The organism is Sphingomonas sp. AP28, assembly GCF_056680455.1.
Genome location: NZ_JBWXQI010000004.1, coordinates 171,048 through 183,893, shown reverse-complemented (window position 1 = coordinate 183,893; position 12,846 = coordinate 171,048). Strand labels below are relative to the sequence as shown.

The 12,846-nt window shown below is 59.7% G+C and carries 11 protein-coding genes and 2 pseudogenes; 9 read left to right on the top strand and 4 right to left on the bottom strand.

What is annotated here, in order from left to right; translation table 11 throughout:
- The first annotated feature begins 346 nt into the window (after nucleotides 1-346).
- Nucleotides 347-1,837, top strand: coding sequence for a hypothetical protein (locus AC1MH0_RS23170; RefSeq protein ID WP_480966407.1), 1,491 nt, complete (start codon nucleotides 347-349; stop codon nucleotides 1,835-1,837).
- A gap of 34 nt (nucleotides 1,838-1,871) precedes the next feature.
- Complete coding sequence (locus AC1MH0_RS23165) at nucleotides 1,872-2,867, top strand: glycosyltransferase family 2 protein (protein WP_480966406.1); 996 nt, start codon at nucleotides 1,872-1,874, stop codon at nucleotides 2,865-2,867.
- A gap of 98 nt (nucleotides 2,868-2,965) precedes the next feature.
- On the opposite strand, the gene AC1MH0_RS23160 is transcribed toward AC1MH0_RS23165, so the two are convergent.
- Nucleotides 2,966-3,337, bottom strand: coding sequence for a PEPxxWA-CTERM sorting domain-containing protein (locus tag AC1MH0_RS23160; protein ID WP_480966405.1), 372 nt, complete (start codon nucleotides 3,335-3,337; stop codon nucleotides 2,966-2,968).
- On the opposite strand from AC1MH0_RS23160, the gene AC1MH0_RS23155 reads away from it, so the two are divergent.
- Entirely contained in the window at nucleotides 3,311-4,189 is an 879-nt protein-coding gene (locus tag AC1MH0_RS23155) for a PilZ domain-containing protein (RefSeq protein ID WP_480966404.1), read from the top strand. The genes AC1MH0_RS23160 and AC1MH0_RS23155 overlap by 27 nt on opposite strands.
- Before the next feature lie 30 nt (nucleotides 4,190-4,219).
- Here AC1MH0_RS23155 and AC1MH0_RS23150 read toward each other — a convergent pair.
- A pseudogene (locus AC1MH0_RS23150) lies at nucleotides 4,220-4,504 on the bottom strand (integrase core domain-containing protein); the annotation flags it as partial.
- On the opposite strand from AC1MH0_RS23150, the gene AC1MH0_RS23145 reads away from it, so the two are divergent.
- On the top strand, nucleotides 4,403-4,954 hold the full coding sequence (locus tag AC1MH0_RS23145) for an IS5 family transposase (protein WP_480966403.1): 552 nt from the start codon (nucleotides 4,403-4,405) through the stop codon (nucleotides 4,952-4,954). The pseudogene AC1MH0_RS23150 and the gene AC1MH0_RS23145 overlap by 102 nt on opposite strands.
- Here AC1MH0_RS23145 and AC1MH0_RS23140 read toward each other — a convergent pair.
- Nucleotides 4,951-5,679, bottom strand: a complete 729-nt coding sequence (locus AC1MH0_RS23140; RefSeq protein ID WP_480966402.1) for a GDSL-type esterase/lipase family protein — start codon at nucleotides 5,677-5,679, stop codon at nucleotides 4,951-4,953. The two genes, AC1MH0_RS23145 and AC1MH0_RS23140, sit on opposite strands and share 4 nt — an antisense overlap.
- A 584-nt stretch (nucleotides 5,680-6,263) precedes the next feature.
- Here AC1MH0_RS23140 and AC1MH0_RS23135 point away from each other — a divergent pair.
- The 3 genes from AC1MH0_RS23135 to AC1MH0_RS23125 all read left to right on the top strand — a co-directional run bounded on the left by AC1MH0_RS23135 (nucleotide 6,264) and on the right by AC1MH0_RS23125 (nucleotide 9,809).
- Nucleotides 6,264-8,201 (top strand): acyltransferase family protein, encoded by a 1,938-nt coding sequence (locus AC1MH0_RS23135; RefSeq protein ID WP_480966401.1) that lies wholly within the window; start codon nucleotides 6,264-6,266, stop codon nucleotides 8,199-8,201.
- Nucleotides 8,202-8,298: 97 nt separating this feature from the next.
- The gene (locus AC1MH0_RS23130; RefSeq protein ID WP_480966400.1) at nucleotides 8,299-8,448 is read left to right on the top strand and encodes a hypothetical protein; all 150 of its coding nucleotides are present in this window, start codon (nucleotides 8,299-8,301) and stop codon (nucleotides 8,446-8,448) included.
- Between the two features lie 182 nt (nucleotides 8,449-8,630).
- Nucleotides 8,631-9,809 carry an acyltransferase family protein gene (locus AC1MH0_RS23125; protein WP_480966399.1) on the top strand — a complete coding sequence of 393 codons (1,179 nt, stop codon included), beginning with the start codon at nucleotides 8,631-8,633 and terminating at the stop codon, nucleotides 9,807-9,809.
- Here the strand turns inward: AC1MH0_RS23125 and AC1MH0_RS23120 are convergent.
- The gene (locus tag AC1MH0_RS23120; RefSeq protein ID WP_480966398.1) at nucleotides 9,800-10,132 is read right to left on the bottom strand and encodes a hypothetical protein; all 333 of its coding nucleotides are present in this window, start codon (nucleotides 10,130-10,132) and stop codon (nucleotides 9,800-9,802) included. The genes AC1MH0_RS23125 and AC1MH0_RS23120 overlap by 10 nt on opposite strands.
- 137 nt (nucleotides 10,133-10,269) lie before the next feature.
- On the opposite strand from AC1MH0_RS23120, the pseudogene AC1MH0_RS23115 reads away from it, so the two are divergent.
- A pseudogene (locus AC1MH0_RS23115) lies at nucleotides 10,270-11,263 on the top strand (IS481 family transposase).
- Nucleotides 11,264-11,399: 136 nt separating this feature from the next.
- Nucleotides 11,400-12,737, top strand: coding sequence for an O-antigen ligase family protein (locus AC1MH0_RS23110; RefSeq protein WP_480966397.1), 1,338 nt, complete (start codon nucleotides 11,400-11,402; stop codon nucleotides 12,735-12,737).
- Nucleotides 12,738-12,846 lie beyond the last annotated feature (109 nt).

Here is a 12,846-nt window from a genome sequence, read left to right as displayed (position 1 = left end):
GTGCTTGCACTGTGGCTAACATCTCAGCTCAGACCGTCACCCGCCAGATGCCCCTCACCGGAGGCAGACCTGGATTGTTCAATGCAGGACGAAGCGACGGGGCCCGTGACGCTCGCCGCTCACTGTCCGTTGCGGTCGTCGGCAGAGGGCCAGACGCCGGCGCCGGCGCCGGCGCCGTCAGCAACGCTGGCATCGCCACAGCCTAGCCGTCTAATTTCAATGCAATTTACCCTTCCTTGGGCAATTTGGGATTACGGATGGACAGATGCGATGTCGTCAATATCACCCGGACGCGACAACGGGTTGAAGAAGCTGGGATGCACAGGGTGAACAGCAGAATAATGGCATGACCGCGCGGATATCACCCCTCTATCGGTGGCAATACCTGTTGCTGTTGCTATCATTAGTCCTTTTGTGGCCGGCAATTGTTAATGGCGGTGTCTTCTATTTTCCCGACACTACCGCCTATATCCGCGGTGTCGATGCGGCACTCCACCGCGCAACGAATTGGCAGAGCGTTTGGACCGAATCGGTCGCCGCACAGGGCACCACCGTTGAAGCCCGGGCATTGCGCGCAGCTATCGACGTGCCGGGATCGGCCGAAACCAAACCCGTACTGCTTGGACGCTCGGTCTATTACGGCGTCATGCCCTTCGCCGGGGTCGCGTTCGGCTCGTCAGGCTGGCTGACGATCGTTGTTCAGTCCCTTGTTGCCGGTGCCGCGGCGATCGGGCTGACGCGGCACTTCATCGATCCGCGCCGGCACGCCTTCGGCTGGGCCTGTGCGGCGGGCTTCGCGCTGCTTGCGGTGACCTCGCTACCGTTCTTCACCTCAATGCTGATGCCCGATTTTATTGCCGGGATCGGCATCGTTGCGGCGGCCGCGCTCGTCGTCGGATGGCAGCGTGAAAGTTGGGGCGGACGTGGTTTCTGGTTCGTACTAGTCCTTGCGGCGACGCTCATGCACAGCGCCAACATCCTGATCCTGCTTGCCATCGCCGGTCCTGCCCTATTATTTGCTGGATTTCGCCGAGATGGCGGCGTCGCCCGCGGCGGTGCGCTCATCGTCGTCGGCGTGCTGCTCGGACTGGCAGGCGAGGCCGCATTTACGCAGACGGTGACGCGGCTGACCGGTGCCGCCCCGATAAGGCCGCCGTTCGTGACCGCGCGACTGATCGAGGACGGACCCGGCCTCGCCTATCTCGACCGTACCTGCCCTGCTTCGGGCTTTCTGCTATGCCGCTTCCGCGACCGGATGCCTCAGGGCAGCGATACCTTCCTGTGGAGTCCGGCCTCGACCGACGGCGTATTCACTGCGACGTCCCCCGCCAACCAGCGCGCGCTGTCGGCGGAGCAGGGCCGGTTCGTGCTCGCGGTAGTAACGACTTTCCCGCGCGATTCGGCCGTTACCATGCTGCGCGCGGCGGGGCGGCAGATGGGATTGCTGAGCCTCGTCGAATTTAACTATCCGCCGCATGGGCATCTTGAACGGGTGCCGGCCGCGGTGATGGACGAGATCGTTACTACGCGCGCCTATGCCCGCACGATGCCGCTAGATCCCTCGCAGAGATTACTGTGGCCGCTCGCGATCGCCGCGATTGTGGTCGTCGGCTTTGCGTTCCGCCGACCAACGATGCGGCCCGTCGCGGGCTATGGCGCGGTGGCGGTCGTCGGCTGGCTGGCCAACGACATCGTCTGCGGCGCGCTGTCGACGCCGCACGAACGCTACCAGGCGCGAATTATTTGGGTGTTGCCGTTCGTGGCGCTATTGATCCTAATTCACTCTCGATATGCGCGATCAAACCCTCTGGCGGCATTCCCGCACGTGCGGCGATAACCTAAGTGGCCGGACGATGAATAGGGACGAGATCATGACGAAGCCGAGCATCGCAGTGTTGCTGCCCTGCTACAACGAGGGCGCGGCGATCGCGCAGACCGTCGCAGGGTTTCGCGCTGCGCTGCCCAACGCAGCCATCTACGTCTACGACAACAATTCCACCGATGACACCGTCGCGGTGGCGCGTACCGCAGGCGCGATCGTCCGCACCGAACGCATCCAGGGCAAAGGAAACGTCGTCCGCCGGATGTTTGCCGACATCGACGCCGACGTCTACGTCATGGCCGACGGCGATGCGACCTACGATGCCCCCTCCGCGCCTGCGCTCGTTGCCCGCTTATGCTGCGAACCTTGCGATATGGTCGTTGGCAGCCGCATCAGCCAGGTCCAAGAAAGTTACCGCCGCGGCCATCGCTTCGGCAACGCGTTGCTGACTGGCATGCTCGCGCGGCTGTTTGGGCGCAGCTTTACTGATATTCTATCGGGTTATCGCGTCTTCTCACGCCGCTTCGTCAAGAGCTTCCCCTCGCTGTCCTCGGGATTTGAGATTGAGACCGAAATAAGCGTTCACGCGCTCGAGCTTAAAATGCCCTGTGCGGAACTGGAAACGCCCTATTATGCGCGGCCCGAAGGATCCGCGTCCAAGCTCAGCACCTATCGGGACGGCTTCCGCATCCTCGCCACAATCGTGACGCTCTACCGGATCGAACGCCCGCTGCTGTTCTTCGGCGCGATTGGCACGCTGTTCGCCGCGGCCGGGGTAATCCTCGGTGTACCGCTCGCGTTCACCTACATGCAGACGCATCTAGTGCCGCGCTTCCCCACCGCGATCCTGATTACGGGACTGGTTATCATCGCTGCGCTCTGCGTCTTCGCCGGACTCATCCTCGACACCGTCGTGCACGGCCGACGGGAGGTCCGCCGCCTCGCCTACCTCGCGCATTCCGCACCCTCTGCCGGGAACCAGGGCATAACTGGATCTACAACCGAGACGCACGATCCGGGCCTCGCGCACAGGCTGGAGGCATAATGTAGACGGCCAGCCGCGGCCATCTGTCCGGACCAAGATAAAAGCCACCACCCTCAGGGAGGGTGGTGGCCTGCTCGTCCCGGTCCGGAAACGACTGCTTAGGCAGTAGCGCCCGCAGTCAGACGCTGGATCTTGACTTCGAACTTGGCATCCGAGCGGCGCTTGGCTGAGCGCATCGCGAAGCCGATCGCGCCGAAGCCGAGCAGCATCATCGCCCAGGTCGTAGGCTCGGGAACCGCACCATTGTCCGACCCGGCACCGTTGGTAATGAAGTTGTCCATCCCCTCATCAGACATGTAGCCACCGAACTGGTTGTTGGTGATGACAGCACTGGTGAACGGCGTTGCGGAAACGAGACCGAAGAACCCCGAGGTCGTGCCGTTGTCCGCCAGAGTAAACGGAGGTCCGGAGAACACCGTGCCACCAGGCAGGTTGATCGCATATTGGTCACTGTAATCGGTATTGAACAAGTCGAGACCGAGACCTTCTCCAACGCGACGGTCGGCGATTTCTCCAGCACGGGCGGCGTGTTCAATGCCACCTTCGACGGCTTCAGGATCACTGGCCAGAACAACGGCAACTATGTTGGCATCGGTACCGGCCAAACCGCGAACAGCGGCGCGAACGACACCATCCCGGGCAACTTCATCGGTCAGAAGTACTTAACCTGGGCGATAGCTGTTTTTCCATGGTCATGGCCGAGTACGCATTTTCTCCTGCTACTTTCCTTAATCTTAAGTTGTCCCGATCTGACACGATCTGTCGCGCCTTCGCACCGCCGCTTACGCATTATTAACTGTTCCTCCCCAGACTGTGAATCCAGGTCTTGGGGCACGCCGATGTTGTTTGTAGCAAAGTTGTATCATGACATTCGGACAGCCGAACGCTATCCGGTGTCGCTCGACGGCACGCTGCGCAACGCGCAGGCGGAACCCCAAGATGTGGTCATCGACGACCTGTCAGCGACCGGGTTTCGCACTACCGCCACGCACGGCGTCGAGATTGGCGACGAGATCACCCTCGGCGTGTTCGGGGTAGGTCTGCGCACTGCGCACGTATTGCGCGAGAGCAACGGCGGATACGGCTACCAGTTTCAGGTGCCACTGACACAAAACGAGCTTGCCTCAGCGCTGTGCGGTCTGAAGCCTCCCGAACCGATCCGCTTTCCCGGTGTCACCGCTGCACACATCGACGGCCCGGCGCCCGCCGCGGACCCGGAATGGTCGCTGTCCTCGCGGATGCGGGTGCTGACGATTGCGACGATCGCCGTCGCCCCCTGGATCTTGCTCGGGATCTGCTGGATCGGAATCGGGATCGCGTAAGCCGAAAAGCAGGAAGTAGATCGACCGTGTCTAGATGTTTGGTCTCAGCGATTGATGGTGCGGGTTTGAGATGAACCGGCCTGGGTCATCTGTCCATGCTTTGCAGATGGCTTCGTATGGCGTGAGCCCGCGCAGGGTCTTCAGGCAACGGGCGAAGTTGTAGGCGGCGAGGAAATCGGCGAGGTGCTGTCGCAATTGATCGTGCGTCTCGTAATGATAGCGTTTGACGGTTGCCTCCTTGATCGTCCGGTTCATCCGTTCGACCTGACCGTTCGTCCACGGGTGGCGCGGTTTGGTGAGGCGGTGTTCGATATCGAGATCGGCGCGAGGCGGCTTCACAACCAAGGCTCTCCTGAGCTTGTCGAAGGGCTGCACGCCCGCTGTGATGGTCAGGGGCGACCGCTATGTTTCGTCCTGACGCCGGGCCAAGCCCACGACGTGAAGGGCTTCAGGCCCTTGTTCGGAATGCTGGCTGACCGGATCGAGGCCCTGCTTGCCGATAAGGGCTATGACGCCGATGCCATCCGCCAGGAACTCGCCAAGGCGGATGTCGAGGCGGTCATTCCAACCAAAAGTAACCGCCGCATACCGATCCCGCATGATCGCGAGAAATACCGTTGGCGCAATCTCGTCGAGCGCTTGTTCAGCAAGCTCAAGAACTGGCGCCGTGTCGCAACGCGTTATGACAAGACAGCAGAGTCATATCTCGGCTTCGTCGCGCTCGCATCAGTTACGCTGTGGCTGCCCTTTGTCCACGTGGCCTAGCTACCGACGTATGAAGCTAGCGCTTGAGCGTAAAGATGATTGCCCTTTTCGTTTAGGTGAGTCCCGTCCGTTGTCAGCGCGGGCATCAGATAACCGTTCTTCCCTTTGAAAAATCGAGCTATGTCAACGAACGTGAAGCCAAGCCGCGACTGTTGCGCTTCAAGGCTGCGGTTCAGTTCGGTCAGTTTCGGAAACTTGCGTTTGGCAAGTGTGGTGCCGTCAAAGGTCGGGTTGGTCGGCAGCACCGAGACGACGTAGACTGCCGTTGACGGGGAAAACTTTCGAACAGCTGCGACGGTATCAGTAATATTGGAAACCACCTCATCGGGCTCTATGTCCTTCGATAAGTCATTGGTCCCGATGTTGATAAATACCTTTCGTGGCTTGTCGGCAGCAATCGGCGCGATACGGGCGAGTAGCCCCGCGCTGGTTTCGCCGCCTACTCCACGGTTTTTGATCGTAGAGAAGTACTCTGACCACGGCATCCTGGCGGTGATGCTATCACCCGCGAAGACAATACTGTTCGGGGTGGCCGGGTAATGACCGAAAGCGGAAACGGCCTTTATTTGCCAGTCCGCCCTGTTAACAACAGCCCGCGATAACCCGACCTGCTCGGCAACATAGTCGAGTCCACCACGCTTCCATACGAACGAACCGATCAGCACGCTTGTCATAAGCGAGTATATGATCAGCACAGCGAAGATCACTCTAGCTTGCGGGTTCATGTCTTGCATTCTGCCGCTCATTGTCGCTCCATCATCGAAATGTGGAAGCAACCACGGTGCGGGGTAAACTTCAAGGTGAATACGCTTAAATTACTGGGTTGATCGAGACGGAAGAGCCCTTTCTGGGATGCCCGTCACCCGGTTTGGGTGCGAAGACGCAGAATGTGCACCGGTATCAGCATCGCCGTCACGGCATCGGACAAAAACCGTCTCGAGGCGATCGTGGCAGCGAGAGGCTCTGCTCAAAAGCGTTTTTGGCAAGCTCAAACATACGTCCGAAGGCGCATTTATTGCATTTAAGGTGCCTTAGGCTCAGTCTGATCCACCGTCCCGCGCGGGGTGGACGGGCGACCTTCAATTTGCGACTGTGATTGAAACTTGCGGACATAGACGACCGCGCTGGTCTCATCAGGAAAGGCGGCTATGGTACACGCGAACCCGACAGTTCATTTGACCGCCATTGATCGCGGCCTTCCTTTCCTTCCCAAGAGAATCGAATTTAGCGGCTCGGACGTAACCGATGCCGCCCACCCTGACGGTGAGGTCTATTGCGCCGTGCAAATGCATTTTTCGCGATGACGGGTGTGAGCGTTGTAGCGCCGATCTCTCAGGATCCGATTTTGATCGTTCCAGGGTACCGGAAGGATATCGATGGCCTACGGGCGCTAGCAGTACTGCTTGTCGTTACTTTCCACTTTGATCTTAGCGACGCCTTAGCCGCGGGCTTCATCGGCGTGGACGTCTTCTTCGTTATATCGGGGTTTCTGATCGTCCCTGCTATCATCCGCCAGGTTGAGGACAAATCGTTCCGATTTCGTACGTTCTACACCAAACGCATTCGCCGCCTGGCGCCGCCGCTAGTCGCGACTATGGTCTTGACCTTGCTGGTTGCGCTGCTCATTTTTACTCCCCTTGAGTTGGAAGCCTTTGCCAAGGAGGCAATAGCTGCCCAGCTTTATGCCTCTAATATTTATTACTGGCGCTCTGTGAATTACTTCGGTCTGCAGGCGGAGCAGTCTCTCCTTCTTCACACTTGGAGCCTTGCAATCGAGGAGCAGTTCTACCTTATCTTCCCTCCTCTGCTTTGGGGAGCAGCCAAGCTGCTGCCCCGCCGCATGACTACGGTCTTGGTGGCGATATTGTTGGTGTCCTTCGCGCTTAATATTGCTACTATTTATTGGAAGCCTTGGGCAACGTTCTATTTGCTGCCGACCCGAGCGTGGGAGTTTGCTGCTGGGGCGCTAACACCGCAGTTAGCTGCGCTTACAGCGCGTCGGCAAATACCCAAGGCATGGCTGGCCGCAATGGGGCTTGGGCTGCTTGGACTAGCGCTGGCACTCTACGGACCAACGACTTCATTTCCGGGATTTTTCGCGACACTGCCCGTCGCGGCCACCGTAGGACTGCTAGTGGCTGGTAGCGACTCCAACGGATGGTGGGCGCGACTGATGAGCCAGCGGGCACCGGCGTATCTCGGACGAATCTCCTATGAGCTTTATCTAGTACACTGGCCGGTCCGCGTGTTCGCGCCCGTCCTCATCATAGACTATTCTCTGAGCGCTCGGGCTGCGGGGCTCGCGTTCTGCTTGTTGTTGGCAACGGCGCTATTTCACATCGCCGAAGTCCCGATCCGCAGCCGCCAATTGTTAGCTAACAACCGCAAGCTGGTCCTTGCCTACCTTGGCGCTACCGCTGCAATTCTTGCCGTCGCCCTTATAATCTTGCGATCGGACGGCCTGCCAGAACGCCTCGGCCCCGGACAACTCGCGATGGCCGCCAGAGCCGGAGATGCCGGCAGCGCGTTTCGTCAATGCGAGAATCGCTTCGACAACCCTTGCTTAATTGGCGACACTAGCAAGCGGCCGAGCTGGGTTATTTACGGCGATTCCCACGCCGATGCACTCGCCCCTTCGTTCGGCGACGTTCTGCGCTTGCGGCGCTCGTCAGGCTATTTCGTATTCCAGTCCGGATGCCTTCCCGTTCTTGACAGCGGTAACCCTGAATGCCGCCGTTTTAATGAGCGGACCGGACACCTGATCGCCACTCACCCCGAGGTACACGACGTAGCGATCGTATCGACCTGGCGGCAGCCTCTGGAAGCTGGCTACACGGACAGGGCCGGACGGGTGGTCAAAGAAGAAGCAGCGCTGGATGCCTTCCGCCTGAGCCTTGCTCGAACGATCGCCGCGCTCACCGCGAATGGCCGCCGATTGTCGGTATGGCTACCCGTTCCGGGTGCAAAGCGCCCTGTGCCGGCTACCCTAACGCGAAATGCCATGCTCGGGAGGAATTGGGACATTTCGTATAGCGCCGCGGAGCATGCGAGCCGCTTCATGTTCTTGACGCGCGAACTGGACCGATACCCAAAAGTTACTCTTATCCAGCCAGCAAAGCGGATTTGCGCGGGAGGGGCATGCCGCGTATTGTTTGAGGGTCACCCGCTTTATCACGATGATGCTCACCCGGCGATATCGCAGAGGCCGCTTTTCCGCAGGATCATCGCCGAGGATCTAGCAGGATAGTTCGATGGTAAAGAGATACAAAAGCTAGGGGCAACATGATAATGTGCAGCTGGTCTACCTGTCCACGGTGGTCATTCGCAGATGATGGAGCAGGATCATGAAGGTCGGTTTCGCCACTTTATTTATTATGAAGTCGCTTCGATGGATATGGCGGCAATTGTCAGAACCTGCGGCGCCACCTGTTGCTCAGACTTCGGAAGATGCGATGATGATTGTGGACGCACTGAACGCCCATGAAGTGCGATAGGCTAAGCCCCGAACTCTGGCCTTCCTCATCAGGATAGAACGCGTGGGGATCGTACACCGGTCGCTGCGCCGGCCGTGCCTGACGCGGGGGAGGGCGCTTCGGAACGTCAGGGACCGGGTCGGGCAGCGCAGGTAGCCCGCCTCCGAACCGGATCGGATATAGGTCCCGCTCCCGTGCATTGCATGGAAGACCGCGGTCGCGTCGTCTTCCTTCATCCGCTTGCCGATCAGGGGCGCACGCTCCGCGCTGACGTAGCCCAGCTGCACGCCGCGCATGCCATCTTCCGTTTAAGCGTATCTCGCTTGAAGTTTACCCCGTGCCGTGGTTGCGTCCACGTATCGATGTTGAGGAGTTTTATGGTCGTGGCGCAGGAACAAGTGGGTGCGCTTGGGCGAGTTCCTGACATCCCCATTCTTCATGGCTGGCGGGCAGTGAGCATCCTGCTCGTGCTGGCGGGTCATTGGGTGCCCATGCCTCCAAAGGGGTTACTCTTTAACCATACTGCCGCAGCAGCCGGTATGGCGCTGTTTTTCACCCTTTCCGGGTTTCTGATTGTCAGCTTCCTTGCCGCCGGGGCACCGCTTGGCACCTTCCTGCTGAAGCGGGTGGCCCGCATCTTGCCGTTGGCGTGGTTAGCGATACTTTTCCTACTGACCTGGCAGGCTTACGACGCTCAAACGGTCATCCGAAATCTGTCGTTCACGGCCAATTTGCCGCCAGCCTCGCTCTTGGAGGGAGGGCACCACCTCTGGTCGCTAGGCGTAGAGATGCAGTTCTACGCGCTGGCGGCGCTGATGTGTTTTGCCTTCGGACGGAAGCGCGGTCTCCACCTCGTGCCACTGTTATGCGTTGCTGTGACGATCGCCCGAGTTGCCGCACAAGAGCCGATCAGCATCGTTACCTGGCATCGCATTGACGAAGTGCTTGCCGGGGGTAGCCTCGCTCTTGTCTATTCTGGCCGTCTCGGTTCCCGCCAATGGTTAGCCCGAGTTCCAACATGGGCGATGATTCTATTCCTGATCGCAGCCAGCAACCCTTGGTCGGGGCCGCTGCAGTACCTGCGCCCTTACGCAGCGGCGCTACTTGTGGGATCAACGCTGATTACGGCCCCACGGCGCCTACAATGGGCGCTAACCACTCCGGCCATGCTGCTAATCGCCGAGATTTCCTATGCCATCTACGTCATACATGGAATGCTAGGTGATACGTGGCTAGGCACCGAACCCGGGAAATACCTGAAACGTCCGCTTTTAGTACTGGTAACCTTTGTCCTCGCCTATGTGTCGACGCGATATTACGAGCAGCCGATCAACAGGGCTATTCGTCGCCTTGGAAGAGAGAAGCGAGCGGCTCAAAAATGAGCGCCATACGGCGGCTGCCCACGGACCGTAAGCGGCCCCTTTCCGCCTGTCCCGTCATTCGGAAGGCGAACAAGGTTGGCGGGAATTGTCGCCAGCCGCTGCCCGGTGTTGACCTGCGGCGATCGGCCATATGGCACGGTCGCGCTAACGATAAGCTGCTGCGTCGGACTGATTACGCTGTCGATCATGTCGTGAGGCGTAAAGCCGTCGATATCGTTTCCGTTCTGCTGCCAAGTCGTCATAATTGACGGCCGCCAGCCGCCCATCCAATCGGCGTGCCATGTTGATCCGTTGAGCATCGGCGCATGGTTCGGATCGATCATCGAAAGGTGATCGTTGCTTGATAGCCGCCATGTCCCGTAATCGGCAAAGCCACCGCGCGAGGAATATGTGAATAGCCCTAGATGTTTGTCCCGGGGATTGATGGTGCAATAACCACAAGCGAGTGGAAGGATGCACTATGGGCCAGGTTCTACACGGGAGCGCCACAACGACAGAGGTCGTTCGTCGAGCGATACAGCATAGTAAAGAGAACTTGAGGGCGCTGGCGACGCGTCACGGCGTCAACCAGAAGACGGTCGCGAAGTGGCGCAAGTGCTCATCGACGGCTGATCTTCGAACCGGACCCAAGGAGGCCCGTTCTACGACGTTGACGATCGAGGAGAAGGCTGTGGTGGTGGCCTTCCGGCGCCACACGCTGCTGCCGCTGGATGACTGCCTGTATGCTCTACAGGCGACGATCCCACATCTGACGCGCTCGTCGCTTCACCGTTGTTTCCAACGTCACGGCATCAGCCGGCTGCCCGATGTTGATGGCGACAAGCCGGTCAGGAAGAAGTTCAAGGCCTATCCCACCGGCTATTTCCACGTGGATCTGACCGAGGTGCGGACCGAGCAAGGCAAGCTGTACCTTCTGGTGGCGATCGACCGGACGTCCAAGTTCGCCTTCGTTGAGTTGCACGAGAAAGCCACACGCCGGGTCGCTGCCGACTTCCTTCGGCACCTCGTCGCTGCCGTGCCGTATCGGATTCACACAGTGCTCACCGATAACGGTACGCACTTCACCGATCCAACCGGCGACGGCTGGACGCCTGAGGACATCAAGGAAATGCGCCGAAAGAAGCTGCCGTTCCTCTGCCATTCCTTCGAATTAGCCTCGCGCCGATCTCGATATCGAACACCGCCTCACCAAACCGCGCCACCCGTGGACGAACGGTCAGGTCGAACGGATGAACCGGACGATCAAGGAGGCAACCGTCAAACGCTATCATTACGAGACGCACGATCAATTGCGACAGCACCTCGCCGATTTCCTCGCCGCCTACAACTTCGCCCGTTGCCTGAAGACCCTGCGCGGGCTCACGCCATACGAAGCCATCTGCAAAGCATGGACAGATGACCCAGGCCGGTTCATCTCAAACCCGCACCATCAATCGCTGAGACCAAACATCTAAGGGCGGCATCGCCCTGCGGGTCGCCCGAAAGCGCCGGGGCTATGGTGCAATATGCCACCGAGCTCGCGGCCATCGCCGATATTGATCCGGGACAACAATAATCGCATCGTAACGCAATTGCGTTTAAGGCACGGCAATGCGCTATCTCGGCTTACTGCTCTTTTTCCTATGCATCCCGCTGCTGATAACCGCGCTCACGTCGAACCCGGCGGTGCGGCGCTGGGTTTGGATGCTGCTCGGTGCGTCGCCGTTCGTCTATGGATGGGCGCATTTGACGGTGTCGATCGTGTCCTGGGCCTATTGGCCGGGTTATGTGAAGGGCTTGGTCGTAAGCCTGCCCGACCTGCTCGCGATCGGGCTGCTGCTGAGCACGGCGAAACGCCCCGTCCGACACGCCATTCCGATTGCGTTCGGCGCTTATATCCTGGCCGCCGCGGCTTCGATGGCAGTGGCCGACGTCCCCTTCGCCGCCTTCCAGTACGTATGGCAGTTGATGCGAGTCTTCCTGGTGGCCGCCGCGGTCGCCCGGATCAGCAGCGGCAGTCAGGATGCGCCCCGCCATATCGTCTATGGTCTGTGCTACGGCATCGTCTTCCAGGCGTTTTTCTCGATCATCCAGCACTTTGGCAGCGGCGCCGTCCAGGCGAGCGGCACGATGGGACATCAGAACCTGCTCGGCATGATGACCCATTTCGCCTTGCTCCTCGCGCTCGCATCCATGCTGGCGGGCGACAAGGCGCCGATTCTCAAGGTTGGCGTCGCGGCCGCGCTGGCCACGGTCGCCCTGACCGGGTCGCGTGGAACGGTTGGATTCGCCAGCGCCGGCGTGGTGGTGCTGCTGCTGCTGTCGCTGGCTCGGCGGCCGACCGCGAAGAAGATGCGTGTGGCGGGTGCGGGCCTTGCCATCCTGCTGACGCTGTCGCCCGTCGCCTACCTGACGTTGCAGAAGCGCTTCGCCACGTCGGGCGACAACGGCAGTTACGATGAACGCGCCGCCTTCGAACGGGCAGCGCGAGCGATGTGGACCGATCATCCCATGGGCGTTGGGGCGAACGAATATGTGGTCAATGCGAATACAAAGGGCTATTCCGACCGTGCCGGCGTCATTTGGAGTTTCGGTTCGCGGTCTGCAAACGTCCACAACGTCTATTTGTTGATGGCGGCCGAAACTGGATGGCTTGGGGTGAGTACCTTCGTGCTGCTTTATGCCATCGCTATCCTGACCGCGCTGCGTGCGGCGTGGGCCAAGCCATACACGCCGGACAGCGAACTACTGCTCGGCGTTACCGTCGTCCTCGCCACGGTGGCGACGCACAGCCTCTACGAATGGATATTCATCACGGAGATCACGCAGTATTTGTTCGCGATCACCCTCGGCCTCGCGATGGGACTAGGAATGGTAAGGCCGGTACGCCGATCGCGCACCGCGGTCGACCCGTCGCCGCGGCAGCTGGAAACCACCCCGGCGTCCTGACCGCCTGCGCGCACGGCAAAGGCAGGATCGGTTACGCGATCACGACGGTCTAATGGGTCACTATTTGTTAACTTGTTACAAAATGGCACACCTGCTTCAGAGCAAGGCT